This window comes from Streptosporangium sp. NPDC000563 (assembly GCF_040299985.1).
In the GTDB taxonomy this organism is placed as follows: domain Bacteria; phylum Actinomycetota; class Actinomycetes; order Streptosporangiales; family Streptosporangiaceae; genus Streptosporangium.
Map to the genome: position 1 here is coordinate 22,791 of NZ_JBEPDA010000019.1, position 14,334 is coordinate 37,124.

Sequence of the window (14,334 nt, forward strand, 5' to 3'; positions counted from 1 at the left end):
CCTGGGGCCTCGATCCTTCATCGAGCCCAAGGAGGGCGTGCGTGATCACGGCACTCGTCACCGTCACCATCCTCTCGGCGGCCCTCGCGGGAAACTCGCCCTTCCCCGCGCCGCGCCTCTCCCCGGAAGCCTGCGAGACCTGGGGCCACCTCCTCTCCTTTCCTCCGGTCGCCCCGCCGGGCGGCACCCAGCACCTGCTGGCGGAAGAGGATTTCCTGCCGGAGAAGATTCGCACCGCTCTCGCCGTCATCTGCGCGCCCTGGGCGCCGCTCTCACCGGACGCGAGTGGCGGCCGATCGACATTCCCGCAGGGCTCCTTCCCCGGCGGGGGTCCGGCCTCGGCTTCGAATCCGGTGCCGGATTCGGTTCTGGACGCGGCCGGCGAATGGTCGCCCGAGTTCCCGGGAGTCGATGTCGGCTCCACTGAGCCTTCCGGTCCGGAGGTGGGAGGGGCGGTGGAGTCGGCAGGCGACTCAAGTGACAGGGAAGACGTCTCGGCCTCTTGGATGAATCCGGCGTCTTGGGCGGGACCGAGAGACCCCCGGGCTTCCTCGCGGTCGGAGCCCTCGCGGTCAGAGTCCTCGTGGGCGCGAGCCAAACGGCCGCAGCACCCTTCCGGGGGACGAAAAACGCCCTCCGATCCCGGGGCGGTGTCCTCCCGTGGGGCAACGCCCCCGCGTGGGGCGGCGTCCTCCCGAGAGAAGGCCGTTTCCCGGGGGAAGGCCCTCTCCGGTGGGCGGGCGGCACCTTCGCGAGGGAGAGCGGTGTCCTCGCGCGAAGGTGTCCAGGGCCTGCGGGGCCGGATCGCGGCCACCGCCGCGCTCCGGCAGGTCGGCAGGCCGTACGTCTGGGGCGGCGGTTCGAGCGCTGGCCCGACCGGCGGGGGCTTCGACTGCTCCGGGCTCGCCCTGCACGCCTGGGCCAGGGCCGGAGCCAGGCTCACCCACTACACCGGCAGCCAGTTCAGACAGGGCCGCAGGGTGCCCTTCTCCCGGCTCCGCCCGGGAGACCTGGTCTTCTTCGGTGGAGGTGGCGGAGACCCCACCCACGTGGGCGTCTACGTCAAAGGCGGCGTCATGGTCCACGCCCCCAAGACCGGCGATGTCGTCAGGACGATCGACTTCACCACCTCGCCCTACTACCTCTCCCGCTATCGAGGTGCCGTCCGCCCCACCCCGCGCTGACTCGCCTCGTCCGGCCTCCCCCGTCCGGTCTACCCCGTCCGCTCCCACCCGCGCTGACTCACCCCGTCTGTCCCCCTCCGCGCCGTCCCACCCCGTCTGTCCCCCTCCGCGCCGTCCCACCCCGTCTGTCCCCCTCCGCGCCGACTCACCCCGTTCGCCCTGACCCGCGCCGCTCCACCTGGGCCGTCCCGCCTCGTCCGGCCCAGGCCGCACTCGATTCGCCTCCGTCTCGGAGATCACTCGCTTGCCTAACCGAGTGTCGGTTCCCCCCAGGATGCTGGTAATGTAATCACGCGTTGGCCCCCTTAGCTCAGGGGATAGAGCACCGGCCTCCGGAGCCGGGAGCGCAAGTTCGAATCTTGCAGGGGGCACCAGCGATCCATCAAGGGGAAACCCGGAGACGACCCGCGGAGACGCGGGTCGTTTTTTGCTTTCCTGAGTCCTGCCGGCGGTGTCCGTCTCGCCCTTGCCCAGCGGTGCTCAACCCGTTTGGGGGGTGGTCGATTGTGGGTAGTTTGAGGCTGCCTCAGCGTGCGGCCGTGGGTGCTTCGTCAGGTGGCCGGTCCTGGATGGCGCTGAGCGGACAGGGGAGGCCCTTCGGATGAAGGTCATTGCGTTGTCCTGCACGCAGAAGCGTCTCCCGTCGCTGACCGACGCGCTGCTGGAGGCGGCGATCACCGGTGTCCTCCGGGAGGTCGGTGACGCGGAGATCCAGCGGATTCGGTTGATCGACCATCGCATCGCGATGTGCGAGGGCGAGGACACCTGCCTTGATCCAGAGGTGGGCCGGTGCACGCTCGACGACGACTTCGAGCACGTCGTCGGTCTGGCCGAGGGCGCGCAGGCGATGCTGCTCGCCATGCCGGTGTACGCGGGGAACGTGCCCGCGATACTGAAGATCTTCCAGGAACGGCTGAAGAGCTTCATGAACGCCGGGCAACGCCCGTTCGGCAACCTGCTGGTGGGGACGATCGTGCATTCGCGCACGATGCTGACCGAGCCCGCACTGGGATCGTTGTTCCCCTGGTACCTGCGTCTACGGAACAGGAACGTGGCGTCGGCGTGCTTCACCCAGAACGATCACCAGGACCTGACCCGCACCGCGGCGCCCGACCTGTGCGTGGCCGTGGGCCGGCAGCTCGGCATGACGCTCGACGGCGGCCGGTCGCCGGCCGACGAGCGCACGGCACTGCCGTTGGTTCAGTCACCGGCTCGTCCGCGGTGCGGCGACCCGACCGCGTCCTCTTCCGGAGAGTGAGGGGATTCCGCGCGCCAGGTGCACCCGTCGCCCACCTGTTCGCACGAGACCGTGACGCCCGGTTCCACGTAGCGGGCGGCGATGGCGGTGTTGAGTTCCTGGCAGTACGGGCACGGTGACGGGAACGTCAGGACGACGCCGTCGCGGGCGGCCCGTTTGCGGTACCGGAGGATCCCGCAGTCGGCGTTGCGCAGGACGGTGCCCGACGGCTGGGGCTCACTGGTCACCGCCGAGTCGTACAGCAGCAGCTGACGCCGCAGCCGGGTCATGAAGTGATCGGTGGCGGACACCCCGGCGGGCCGTTGGGCCCGCAGCAGCTCCGCGGTGATGCGGGAGTTCGCCTGGATCCACGCGGTCAGGCCCTCTTCGCCGTGCTCTCCCAGGATGAACTCCTCCGCGGCCGCCTGTGCCTCGAAGAACCGCTGGCGCCACAGGTCGACCTTCTCGGCCGGGTCGAGGGGAGACGTTTCAGCCGGGTCGAGAGGAGCCGGTTCATCGGTCATGGTCCGCGTCCTTCCCGGTGGCGTCCCCGGCGGCGTCGTCCAGTTCGGCGAAGACCTCCTGGGCGACGCGCAGCCCGTTGTTGGCGACCGGCCAGCCACCGTAGTAGGCGAGCTGGATGATGACTTCGATGATCTTCTCTCGTGACATCCCGAGGTGCAGGGCGGCGCCGATGTGGCCACGCAGCTCCCAGTCGGTCCGTGCCAGCGCGACCGCGGTCAACGCGACGAGTTCGCGCTCCTCGACGCTCAGGTGCGGGCGGGTCCAGATCTCGCCGAACAGGTGGTCGACGGTGATCCTCAGGAACTCCGGGTAGGAGCCCGGGCGTGGTTCGCGGCCGAAGACCTGCTGGAACATGGCCTCGCCCCGCTCGTGCCGGGCAGACGGCTGATTCATCGATCAACTCCCTCGTGTTGGCCGAACACCGGTCGAACAGTTGTCAACGTCCACGACGCCACGAAGGCGACGAGCAGCAGCGCGGCGCCGCTGCCGAAGGCGGCCGGAACGCTCACCCGCTCGGCGATGAGTCCCACGACGACCGGTCCGACGACGGCGCCGACGTCGGTGCACATGGAGAAGACGGCGACGCCACTGCCGGCCCGGCCGGCGACGACGTCTCCGATCAGCGCGGCCGGTGCGGCGTTGAGCAGCGCCGATCCCGCCGCGTACACGCTGAGCAGGACGACGAGCCAGGCGTAGTCGTCCACGAACATCAGGGCCGTGATCGCCGCCGCGGCCACACCGGTGCCGGCGATCATGGCGAACCGGCGGCCGGCCCGGTCGACGACCCGGCCGGCCGGCATGATCAGCAGTGCCTGGACGACGGCGGATGTCGTGAACGCCCACCCGACCCACGTCACGTCGTGTCGCCACGCCACGATCACCGTGGGGACCAGTGCGCCGCGTAGCCCGAACAGGACCCATCCCTGCGCCAGCGCCGCGAGGCAGGCCGCCACGTAGCGTCGATCGCGTAGCAGGACCGGTAGCCGGACCACGTCCCGGCCGGGCTCCGCGCCGGCGCCTCGGCCGGTGCGGAGGACCGTCGACGCCAGCAGCGCGGCGGCGAGCAACAGCACGGCGTACGCCACGAACGGCGCGGACAGGCTGATGAGAGCGAGGAGCCCGCCCAGTGCCGGTCCGCAGATCCCGCCGAACAGGAAGCCCGCTTCGAACACGGCGCCGGCCCGGCCCCGCTGGTCGGCCGGTGCGACCGCGAGGAGTGTCGCCAGTGCGGACACCGAGAACAGCACCGAGCCGACGCCGCCGAAACCGCGGAAGGCGAGCAGTTGCCCGTAGGACCCGGCGAACGCCGTCAGCGCCGAGGAGATCGCGCATATCAGCAGGCCGGCGACGAGGAGTCGCCGCTCGCCGAAACGAACCGCGAGCCGGCCGCAGAACGGGCTGGCGGCCAGCCGCGTCAACGCGAACAGGGCGACGAGCGCCCCGATCTGGGTGGGTCCGGCCCCGAACGTCGCCGCGTACACCGGGAGCAGCGGGAGCACCAGTCCCAGGCCCAGCATGACGCAGCCACCGACGACACTGAGGACGTAGACCTCGCGGGGGAGACTCGGCTGGGCGGTGGCAACGGGTGGGACGCTGCCGGGGCCGGCCGCCGTCACTGTCCGGTCACAGGATGATGCTGAGCTTTCCGTGCTCGTACAACGTCTCGTGGTCGAGCACCACGACCCGTTTCCTGATCCGGAAGGACTCGCTCTCGACCACGAGCTCGAACCGGTATTTTCCGACGTAGACGTCAGAGCGTCCGTGCCCGAACCGGTACACGACGACGTTCGCCGCCACGTCGAGGTGCGTGCCCCGATCGGTCAGGATCTCCACGTTGCCGATCATCCGATTCGTCCGCGACCGGGGGTTCTCGCACCACACCTCGCCGTTGAGGAGCTGTTCGATCCGCTGGCGCAGCCGGGCGGCGTCGTCGTCGATGAGCCCGAGCGCGTCGGCCGTCCCGCCGCGGACGTCGGTGGCAGGCACCGAGTAGCGGATGTCGTCGGTCAGCATCTCGTCGTACCACTCGCGCAGGCGCCACTCGTCGAGCAGCCGCGCCTCACGGAAAAGGAACCGGCTCACCCGGTGCCACAACCGCACCTGGGCCGCTTCGTCGACCGTCAGCTCGATGGTCATCGTGGTTGCGCCCCTTGCATCTCGGCCCGGTGGGCGATTTCGAGGTGACCGTCGTCGCCGTGCATCAACCGGTCCCACTGCCGCCAGAACTCGCGGGCGGGAAGCTCGTCGGTCGTCTCCGGGACCTCCTTGTTCATACCGCGTGACAGATCCGAGTAGCGGACCGTGCGGTTGAGGTAACCCCGCTGGCACGACTCGACGATCTCGATGTCGTCGGGGGTGGCGAAGCCGGCGGGGCCGAGGAACGTCAGGTAGTGACTCTTGCGGAGTTCCCGGATGTCGGGATCCTCGTCCTTGGGGGCGAGGGCGACCGAGGTGATGGCCATCTGGCCGGCGCCGACCGGGTCGATCTTGCGGATCGTGATCGCGATCGCGTCGATGATCATCAGGTTGGGGAAGATCAGCACCGCGCGATTGGTGCCGGTGATCCGTTCGGCGCGTTCGGCGCCGAACCGGTCGACGAACCGCGCGGCCGTCGCCTCGATCCGCGGCCGGACCTCGGGGCCGAACATCGGCGTCCAGTAGGCGAGCGGGCGGGCCGCCGCCGGTGGCAGCTCGTTGGCTCCGTGCCCCAGTCCGAGGGCGCGGCCGAAGCCGCCTCGTCGCCGTGGCGGCACCGACCCCAGCGACTCCATGTAGCCGACGTAGCGCTTGTGCAGGGCACGGAAGTGGTAGATGTCGACGCTGTTCTCCATCATGAGCTTCCAGTTGGCCCGAGCTCCGTGGAGCTGCGCCCCCTGGATCACCTCCATCCCGACCTCGGACTGGTCGTCGATCAGGTCGAGGTACTCCGTCGCGCCCGCCAGGTACTCGGTCAGGGTGCGCGGCTGCTCCGCATCGAAGGTGACGAACACGAAGCCTCGGTAGCCGTCACTGCGGTGCTGTGCCAGGCCGAAGTCCGCCTTGCGGAAGCCCGGCCCGTACCCGTCGGGGATCGGGACCCCGACCAGGTCGCCCTGGTTGGAGAACGTCCAGTCGTGGTACGGGCACCGGAACGATCTGGCCTGCCCGGCCGGTTGCGAGCAGATCAGGGCACCGCGGTGGGTGCAGCTGTTCGCGAAGACCCGGATCACCCCGTCGGACCCGCGCGCCATGACCACCGGGCGCCCGCCGACGTCGCGCGACACGTAGGAGCCCGGTCCCGGCACCTCCGATTCGTGCCCGACGTACAACCAGCAGCGATCGAAGATCCTGGTCATCTCCTGTGCGGCCAGGTCGTCGTCGGTGTAGGCGCGGCGATCCACCCGGAACGAGAGGCGCTCAAGATCGTCGAGCACGATCGGGTCGCCCACCGGCCGCCGCGGTTCGATCGTCACTGCTCCCTCTTTCGCTGTAGCGTCTCGACCGCGCCGATGACCAGCTCGGCCGTGCGCACGGCGGAATCGCCGCACTCCGGCTGCGCGGCGCGCAGCCGGGCCCGGTGGTCCCGGGCGGGATCGAGCAGGTCGGTGACGGCGTCGGCGACCGCCTGCTCGGTGACGCCGGCCGGCTCCAGCGCCGTCCCGAAGCCCGCCCTGTCCACGAAGTACGCCTGGATGGGCTGGTCCACGGCCAGCGGGATCACCAGCATCGGTGTCGCCGCCCGGATCGACTCCGCCACGGAGTTGTAGCCGCCGTGGGTGATGAACACGTCGGCGCGTTCGAGCACCTCACGTTGCGGTAGATAGGGGGCGGTGAGCACTTCGTCGGGCAGCGCGAGCTCCTCGGCGAGATCCCCCACCGCGGCGATCACCTGCGCACCGGTCGCCGCCGCCCCGGTGATCACCGTACGCAGCAGGTCCGGCCGCCGGTAGAAGATCGTGCCGAAGGAGACGTACACCAGCGGGCGGTCGGGGTCGATCCGATCCAGGCCGGAGAAGGCGACCTCGTCGCCGCGGGTCCCCGCCGCACCCGGCAACCCGACCAGCCGCACACCGTCGTCGGTGACCGCGTCGTCCCCGACGAGGGCGGGAATCGTCGGCATCAGGTTGAGAATCGGCGAACGCGCCGAATGGGTGCGGGTCGACCACAACACCCCGTGCCCGGTCAGATAGGCGCCGACCTGCTCGTCGTACGGCCAGCGACCTCGTCGGTGCTCGCGCGGGCATACTCCGCCCAGGTTGGCCCAGATCATCCCGTACGGCACGCCGGACGCCTCCGCGCCGACCATGGCCGACGCCGTGACCGGCAGCGAATCGACGAGTACGAAGTCCGGCGCCGTCTCGCGGAGCGCCTTGGCCGTCTGCTCCGCCACCGGCGACGACCGGAGCATCGGGCCGATCTTCGCCGGGTCGCCGCTCCACGGCGCCATCTCGACCTTCCCGATCGCGTGGACCGGCGTCTCACCCAGGGCTTGGCGACGCTGCTCGTCGAGCGTGCCACCGTCGGCGGACAACAACAGCAGCGCGACCTCACTGCCGGCGGTTCGGAGCGCATTGACCACCGGAATATACGGGTTCAGGTGACCATGCTGAGTCGTGGTGAGGAGGGCAACGCGCATCAAATCTCCGATTCATGGAAAGAAGACGACCAGGCCGACTCAGAATCCGGCTCCGGGTGCACCACAGCAGCTACGACCGCGACACCCTCCTGCCTTCGGAAACGAGTCGAGACGGCGACGGGCGAACGGCGGAACTCCGCCTCCGGACAGGCGAAAACGCCCGGCAGGCGAAAGGGGCCGTCGACGTCTGGGCACTGCTGTGAAGCTCTACGCATTCCCCACCATCGCCGAGGGGACACATCATGTCAACGACGTCTAAATCCTGGATTTGACGCTAATTTCATGATATCGACCTGTTTAAGCGGGCAAAGAGGATGCGCTTGCGCAGGAAAACAGAGTTGGCCAGGCCATACATCTGTCGCTTGAGCATCTTGACGCGGTTTGATGTCAAGCAGCTTCTTGGCATCGTGAAGACCATTGGCGAGGGAGGCAACCGGTGAACCGGTCCACCCAAGAGCCCTCACTGCTTGAGCTCACCACCACCCTGACTCCCGCCACCGTCTCGCGGTTCCTCGCCTCCAACGCTTGGAACCTTGAGTACAGGGGGCAGGTCAAGGAGGTCTGGCGGCTCGTCGAGGGCGGGAACCTCATCGCCCGGATCATGCTGCCCCTCGACCCGGACTTCGCTGACCACTCCGATCGCTTCTGCGACGCCCTCCACGCGATCGGCCGGGTCGACGACTGCGATGCCGACCAGCGCTACGAGCGCATAGTCGCCACGAAAGTCGACGCGAGTTCCCTTCGGCGCAGGCTGGGAGACTTGCCCGAAGCGTAGTTCGGCTGTGTCCGAAGGAGCCCTCACCTTGTTTCAGGTGAAGGGTTTCCGCTGTTCCGCGCCGTGAGGTTCCCGAGGTAGTCCCTGATCATCGATCTCGACCCCCACGAGGGGAGCCGGGCTAATACTCCCTTTTGCTGCATCTTTCCCTTTTGCTAAGTTGATCTTATGCGCCCCCTCCTCGCAGTGCTCTCCGGCGCACTGGTGAGCCTTTTCCTGGTCGGTACAGCCACAGCCGACGCCGACCGACTCCGGCCGGTCCCCACCGGCACAGCCGCCCTCACAGCCAACCCGATCTACGAGACCGGCGAACTGAAACCGGACACCTGCCCGGAGCGGCCAGTTGACAACGACGACTTCAAAGGCGCCACCAATTACCTCAACGGTCTCCTCCGTTGCCTCAACACCAGTTGGAAGCGCCAGTTCGCAACAGCGAGACTTCCCTTCAGCACACCGAAGCTGCGGGTCATACGCCACGCCGGTGTGAAAACCGGCTGCTCCGAATTTCCCGAGAGCGCCCAGGCGATCTACTGCTCGGCGAACAAGACGATCGTCTTTCATCTCGACAAGAAAGCCTTGGCCGACGTAAGCGACCTGTGGCTATTCTCAGTCCTTGGCCATGAGTACGGCCACCACGTCCAAGAGCTCTCCGGAATCATGACCACCTTCGACTCTCGCAGGTACCGCACCAAGAAGGACTACAACGCAGCCTCACGTCGCCTCGAATTGCAAGCCGACTGTCTGAGCGGCGCCTTCATCGGCAGCGTCTGGTCCTCCCTGGAGCGGCCGGCCTCGGATTTTTCCTACCTGCGGCGCTTTGAGAAGAGTTCTCCGACTCATGGCAAGGCCGCGAACTACTCTTACTGGTTGAACCGCGGCTTCCTGGCCAAGGGGCCCGACGCCTGCAATACCTTCGCCGCCAAGTCCAGAGTGTCTTGACCGCTGTCTCGGCGCCCGCGCCTCTTCCGGCGGCGAGGCGCTGAATCGGGACCGGGGGCAGCTTCGTCGCTCCGCTCCCGCCTGTCAGTGGTGCTATGACAGTCGTGCCGGGCGTGGGCGGAGCACCGCATGCGGCTCCTGTCCGGCGACCCCCATAATGATCGACGGCATTTGCCGATCAATAGGGGGTTTTGTGAAGAAGCTCATGGTCGCCACGGCTCTCGTCCTGGCCGGTGTCGGCACGGTGGCCGCGCCCGCGCCCGTGCTGGCCCGGTCGACGACCTCGGGGGCCGCGTCGTCGCTCGTCACGGCGGCCGGAGGCGAGGCGGCCGTCGTGAAGTGCCAGACCCGCAGCATCAAGTCGCCGGCGAACGGCAGGTACGTGTCCGCGGAGTTCGGCTGGTCGGGCGACAAGTACGGGATGCTGCGCGCCCGCGCCACGAAGGTCGGCCCCTGGGAGAGGTTCTCGATCTGCTACAACGGCCGCAACTACACGATCAAGTCCCTGGCGAACGGCAAGTACGTGTCCGCGGAGTTCGGCTGGTCGGGAGGCGACCACGGGATGCTGCGCGCCCGCGCGTCCTCGGCCGGCACCTGGGAGAGGTTCCACATCGCCTCCTGCGGGACGGGCTGTGTGTCGATCAGGAACCTCGCCGTCCCCTCCCGGAACTACGTGTCGGCGGAACTCGGCAACAAGGGCGACAAGTACGGGATGCTGCGCGCCCGCGGCTCGAAGGTCGGCCCCTGGGAGAAGTTCAGGGTGCAGTAGGCCGCATTTCGAGCATCGATTTCGGGCATCGCCGTGGGCCGCCGATCCGGGTCCGGCGGGCGGTTCGCGGCGGATGCCATAGGAACGGGGCCGGTTCGCGGCGAATGTCACGGGAACGGGACCGGGGACCGGTTCGTTGGCAGGGAAACCAGGCGATCGGCCGAGACGACGGGGTGTGACGACAGGCGGGCGGAGCCTCGGCCGGATGACGGTCGTCGCCCGGACAGAGGCGCTCCTTCGCCGCTTCACGGCGGCGAAGTGATCTCGCGGGGGTTCCGTTCCAGAAGGGGTGCTTGATGCGTACCACCACGGATGCCGACGTACGGCGGGTGTTCGACCGGATGGCGGATCGGTACGACGACCAGATGCGGGTCTGGGAGCGGCGCCTGTTTCCGGGGAGCAGACAGTGGGCCGTCGGGCAGGCGCGCGGCCGTACGGTGGAGATCGCGGTCGGCACCGGGCTCAACCTGCCGCTGTACGCCGCCGACGTCACGGTGGTCGGCATCGAGCTGTCCGAGCGGATGCTGGAGCTGGCGCGGCGGCGGGTGGCGCGGGAAGGGCTCGGCGAGCGGGTGGAGTTGCGGCAGGGCGACGTGCAGCGCCTGGAGTTGCCCGACGGCCACGCGGACACCGTGCTGTCCACGTTCACGATGTGCACCATCCCGGACCCGGCGGCCGCGGCGCGCGAGGCATACCGCGTGCTCAAACCGGGCGGCAGGTTCGTGCTGGCCGAGCACGGGCCGTCGAGCAACCCGATCGTCCGCACTGGGATGCGGGTGGTGGAACCGCTGTTCGTGCGGTTCGCGGCCGACCACCTCACCCGCGACCCCCGGCCGTTCCTGGAGCAGGCGGGATTCCGGATCGAGTCGGTGTCCCGGATGACACGCGGCGTCGACTTCCGGGTGCTCGCCGTCCGGCCGTGACCCGCCGCCTTCCACCCGCGTGATTCCGGTGCCGGTGAGGCGCTGCACCCTCATGAGCGGGGTACGAGAGGGAACGGGCATCGACGAGGAGGCACCCGTGGAGTACGTCCTGAAGGAGATCGCCGACCAGCCCGCGTGCTGGCGGCAGGCGCTGGATCTCGGCGCGGCGAGTCCGGCGGGGCTGCCGGAGACGGGTGAGCGCGTCGCCGTGATCGGCTGCGGCACCTCGCTGTACATGGCGCAGGCGTACGCGGTGCTGCGCGAGCGTTCCGGGCAGGGGGAGACCGACGCGTTCCCCGCCTCCGAGCTGCCCGCGCGCCGCTACGACCGGCTGGTCGCGATCACCAGGTCCGGGACCACGACCGAGGTGCTGCGCGTTCTCGACGCGGCGGGCGACGTCCCGACGGTCGCCGTCACCGCCGACCCGGCGACCCCGGTGACCGGCCTGGCCAAGACGGTGATCGCGCTGGAGTTCGCCGACGAGCGTTCCGTGGTGCAGACCCGGTTCGCCACCAGCGCTCTCGCCCTGCTCCGCGCGCACCTCGGGGAGGCCCCCGCCGACCTCGCGGCCCAGGCCGAGACCGCGCTCGTCACACCGCTCCCCGAGGGGGCGATCTCGCGGCGGCAGTTCACCTTCCTCGGCAGCGGCTGGACCAACGGCCTCGCCCAGGAAGCGGCGCTGAAGCTCAGGGAGGCCGCTCTCGCCTGGTCGGAGGCCTACCCCGCGATGGAGTACCGGCACGGGCCGATCAGCGTCGCCGACGAGAACAGCCTGGTGTGGTTCTTCGGCGGTCAGGAGAGACTGCTCGACGACGTCGCCCGCACCGGAGCCCTGACCACGGCCACCACCCTCGACCCGCTGGCCGACCTGATCCGGGCCCAGCGGCTCGCGGTGGAGCTGGCCCGGTCGCGCGGCCTCGACCCGGACAACCCGCGCAACCTGACCCGCTCGGTGATCCTCGGGTAGTCGCCCTCAGCGGCGCCGGGCGGCGTTCAGCAGCCAGCGGCGGACCACGGCCAGCGCCAGCGGCACCGGCACGGTGCCCGCGCCCAGGCCCACGTCGACCAGCAGGTCGAACACCTCCTTGCGGCGGGCGGCGGTGTCGATCGCGGCGTCGATGAAGCCGGGTGACTGGGAGGCGAGGGCGAGCACGTCGGTGGTACGCAGGTGCCGGCCGAGAGCCTTTCTCAGGCCGCGCCGGTAGGCGGGCAGCGGGTCGTCCGCCGCCTGGACGGCGGCCTCCCCGGCGAGCCGGCCGGAAAGCAGCGCGTAGAAGATGCCCTCGCCGGTGAGCGGGTTGATGAGACCCGCGGCGTCACCGGCGAGCAGCACCCGCCCCGAACCCGGCCCGGGACGGCCGGGGGAGAGGGGAAGATGGTGGGCGCGCAGGTCGCGGGCGTTCACGTGGGGCAGCAGCTCGGCGAGCCGTCCGTGCAGCACCTCCTTGCCCGGCAGGCCGGTGGCGTGCAACCGGGGCAGGAGCATGCCGTAGCCGACGTTGGCGGTCCCGTCGCCGATCGGGAACGACCACGCGTACGCGGGCCACCCGTCCTGCTGCATGAAGATCGACTGGACGTCGTCGTCGGCGGGCACGTCGGCGTAGCCGCGCACGGCGATCGCGGTGTGCTTCTCGGGGGAGGGGGGAACGCCGATGAGGCGCCGTACGGCCGAGTTGGCCCCGTCCGCGGCGACCACGGCGCGGGCGGTGACGGTGCCGTCGAGAACCACGTGATCGCCGAGAGCGGCGAGCGCGCGGACCTGGTGGCGGCGGACCTCGACACCGCGGGCGCGGGCGGCGTCGACGAGGCGGGCGTCGAAGACCTTGCGAGGCACGACGTGGTTGGACCTGGCGGAGGTGGCCGAGACGCGGGCGCCGCCGGGGGAGACCACCGCCAGGCGCCGTGTGGGCCGGTAGTCGGCGATGAGGTCGGGAACGCCCAGCAGGGCGAGCTCGTCGCGTCCGTGGGCGGCGATGCCGTCACCGCAGGCCTTGTCGCGGGGGAAGTCGGCCCTGTCGAGCAGCAGGACCCGCGCCTCGGGCCTGAGCTGTCTCGCGCGCAGGGCCGCGGCCGCCCCCGCGGGCCCGCCGCCGACGACCACCAGATCCCAGACGTCATCCACCCCGGGGAGCCTTCCCCGTACGCCCGGGGGGAACCGCCACGCGGTGGATCTTCCGGGCGGCACACGCCACCGTGACCCACCCGGGTATGGGGCCGGGGTGGGCGGGAGCGCGGAGGCCAGGCCGCTCAGGGCCGGGAAAGCCGGTGGCCGGAGGTGGCCCCATGGCCGGGGAAAGGCCAGGGACAGGGGGGAGAGGCGGTGCAGGCGGCGGCTAGAGATCGCTCAGGGCGGGGAGGAGCTCCTTCTCCGACCAGTCGAAGAACGCGTCCTGGTGCTCGTGACCGATCTGGACGAGGGCGACGTGGGTGAAACCGGCGTCGGTGTAGGCGCGTACCGCCTCCACCACGGCGTCCACGTCGGGGCCGCACGGCACCTTGGCCGCGACGTCCTCCGGGCGCACGGTCTCGGTGGCGGCGGCGAAGTTGACGGGCCCCGGAAGCTCGGCCATCACCTTCCACCCGGCCACCGACCAGCGCCACATCCGGTGCGCCCGCTCCCTGGCGGCCTCCACGTCGGGGTCGTAGCAGACGGCGAGCTGGCCGTAGACGGGCTTGCCCGTGCCACCCTCCCCGGCGAACAGGCGCACCAGGTCCGAGTCGGGATCGACCGCGACCAGCGCGTCGCCGTGCTCGGCGGCGATCTTCCCCGACCGGCCGCCGGAGGCGGCGATCGCGAGCGGGACGGGCCGGTCCGGCAGGTCGTACAGCTTGGCCGAGTCGACGTCGAAGAACTCGCCGCGGTAGGTGACGTACCCGCCCTCGAACAGCTCCCTGATGATCTGCACGGCCTCGCGGAACATCCCGTGCCGGGTGTCGGCGGACGGCCAGCCCTGACCTGTCACGTGCTCGTTGAGGTTCTCGCCCGCGCCCAGCCCGAGCGTGAAGCGGCCCTCGCTCAGCACGCCCATCGTCGCCGCCTTCTGCGCCACCACCGCGGGGTGGTAACGCATGATCGGGCAGGTCACGTACGTCATCAGGGGCAGGTGCCGGGTGGCCTGCGCCGCCGCGCCGAGCACCGACCAGGCGTACGGGGAGTGGCCCATCTCCTCCAGCCACGGGAAGTAGTGGTCGGAGATGACCGCGTAGTCGAAACCGACCCGCTCGGCCGTCGCGACGTCCTGGACCAGCTGTCTGGCGGGCGTCTGCTCACACATCATCGTGTAACCGATCTTTGCCATACCCCGCCCCTACCCGGCTTCCCGCGAGCATCGCCGGAAGAGCCGAAAATATCGCCGTCCTTTACGAA

General features: G+C 69.9%; 15 protein-coding genes and 1 tRNA gene. 8 read left to right on the forward strand and 8 right to left on the reverse strand.

Going from position 1 to position 14,334, the window contains the following annotated elements; translation table 11 throughout:
• Nucleotides 1-764: 764 nt before the first annotated feature.
• From ABT352_RS30810 to ABT352_RS30820, 3 genes are all read left to right on the forward strand, one after another.
• Nucleotides 765-1,184, forward strand: a complete 420-nt coding sequence (locus ABT352_RS30810) for a C40 family peptidase (protein ID WP_350948484.1) — start codon at nucleotides 765-767, stop codon at nucleotides 1,182-1,184.
• A 299-nt stretch (nucleotides 1,185-1,483) separates the two neighbouring features.
• Nucleotides 1,484-1,558: transfer RNA gene (locus ABT352_RS30815), tRNA-Arg, on the forward strand.
• A 227-nt stretch (nucleotides 1,559-1,785) separates the two neighbouring features.
• Nucleotides 1,786-2,442, forward strand: a complete 657-nt coding sequence (locus ABT352_RS30820; RefSeq protein WP_350948485.1) for a flavodoxin family protein — start codon at nucleotides 1,786-1,788, stop codon at nucleotides 2,440-2,442.
• Here ABT352_RS30820 and ABT352_RS30825 read toward each other — a convergent pair.
• The 6 genes from ABT352_RS30825 to ABT352_RS30850 are packed head-to-tail and all read right to left on the reverse strand — an operon-like array spanning nucleotide 2,385 to nucleotide 7,561.
• The gene (locus tag ABT352_RS30825; RefSeq protein WP_350948486.1) at nucleotides 2,385-2,945 is read right to left on the reverse strand and encodes a hypothetical protein; all 561 of its coding nucleotides are present in this window, start codon (nucleotides 2,943-2,945) and stop codon (nucleotides 2,385-2,387) included. The two genes, ABT352_RS30820 and ABT352_RS30825, sit on opposite strands and share 58 nt — an antisense overlap.
• Nucleotides 2,935-3,339, reverse strand: coding sequence for a carboxymuconolactone decarboxylase family protein (locus ABT352_RS30830; RefSeq protein WP_350948487.1), 405 nt, complete (start codon nucleotides 3,337-3,339; stop codon nucleotides 2,935-2,937). The genes ABT352_RS30825 and ABT352_RS30830 overlap by 11 nt, the downstream gene beginning before the upstream one ends.
• Entirely contained in the window at nucleotides 3,336-4,562 is a 1,227-nt protein-coding gene (locus ABT352_RS30835) for an MFS transporter (RefSeq protein WP_350948488.1), read from the reverse strand. Before ABT352_RS30835 ends, ABT352_RS30830 begins: the two co-directional genes overlap by 4 nt.
• Nucleotides 4,563-4,569: 7 nt before the next feature.
• Complete coding sequence (locus ABT352_RS30840) at nucleotides 4,570-5,082, reverse strand: aromatic-ring-hydroxylating dioxygenase subunit beta (RefSeq protein WP_350948489.1); 513 nt, start codon at nucleotides 5,080-5,082, stop codon at nucleotides 4,570-4,572.
• On the reverse strand, nucleotides 5,079-6,398 hold the full coding sequence (locus tag ABT352_RS30845) for an aromatic ring-hydroxylating oxygenase subunit alpha (protein WP_350948490.1): 1,320 nt from the start codon (nucleotides 6,396-6,398) through the stop codon (nucleotides 5,079-5,081). The genes ABT352_RS30840 and ABT352_RS30845 overlap by 4 nt, the downstream gene beginning before the upstream one ends.
• A complete protein-coding gene (locus ABT352_RS30850) occupies nucleotides 6,395-7,561 on the reverse strand; it encodes a glycosyltransferase (protein WP_350948491.1) in 1,167 nt (388 codons plus the stop codon). The genes ABT352_RS30845 and ABT352_RS30850 overlap by 4 nt, the downstream gene beginning before the upstream one ends.
• Nucleotides 7,562-7,997: 436 nt before the next feature.
• On the opposite strand from ABT352_RS30850, the gene ABT352_RS30855 reads away from it, so the two are divergent.
• The 5 genes from ABT352_RS30855 (at nucleotide 7,998) to ABT352_RS30875 (ending at nucleotide 11,934) form a co-directional block, all read left to right on the forward strand.
• Entirely contained in the window at nucleotides 7,998-8,336 is a 339-nt protein-coding gene (locus ABT352_RS30855; protein ID WP_350948492.1) for a hypothetical protein, read from the forward strand.
• Nucleotides 8,337-8,504: 168 nt separating this feature from the next.
• Nucleotides 8,505-9,275, forward strand: coding sequence for a neutral zinc metallopeptidase (locus ABT352_RS30860; protein ID WP_350948493.1), 771 nt, complete (start codon nucleotides 8,505-8,507; stop codon nucleotides 9,273-9,275).
• 193 nt (nucleotides 9,276-9,468) lie between these two features.
• Nucleotides 9,469-10,044, forward strand: coding sequence for a fascin domain-containing protein (locus ABT352_RS30865; RefSeq protein WP_350948494.1), 576 nt, complete (start codon nucleotides 9,469-9,471; stop codon nucleotides 10,042-10,044).
• 296 nt (nucleotides 10,045-10,340) lie between these two features.
• Nucleotides 10,341-10,967: a class I SAM-dependent methyltransferase gene (locus ABT352_RS30870; RefSeq protein ID WP_350948495.1), complete on the forward strand. Its 627-nt coding sequence runs from the start codon at nucleotides 10,341-10,343 to the stop codon at nucleotides 10,965-10,967.
• Between the two features lie 52 nt (nucleotides 10,968-11,019).
• Complete coding sequence (locus ABT352_RS30875) at nucleotides 11,020-11,934, forward strand: SIS domain-containing protein (RefSeq protein WP_350948496.1); 915 nt, start codon at nucleotides 11,020-11,022, stop codon at nucleotides 11,932-11,934.
• A gap of 6 nt (nucleotides 11,935-11,940) precedes the next feature.
• Here the strand turns inward: ABT352_RS30875 and ABT352_RS30880 are convergent, their stop codons facing one another.
• Together ABT352_RS30880 and ABT352_RS30885 are read right to left on the reverse strand one after the other, a co-directional pair.
• Entirely contained in the window at nucleotides 11,941-13,089 is a 1,149-nt protein-coding gene (locus tag ABT352_RS30880) for an NAD(P)/FAD-dependent oxidoreductase (protein ID WP_350948497.1), read from the reverse strand.
• A 211-nt stretch (nucleotides 13,090-13,300) separates the two neighbouring features.
• On the reverse strand, nucleotides 13,301-14,266 hold the full coding sequence (locus ABT352_RS30885; RefSeq protein ID WP_350948498.1) for an LLM class F420-dependent oxidoreductase: 966 nt from the start codon (nucleotides 14,264-14,266) through the stop codon (nucleotides 13,301-13,303).
• Nucleotides 14,267-14,334: the final 68 nt, after the last annotated feature.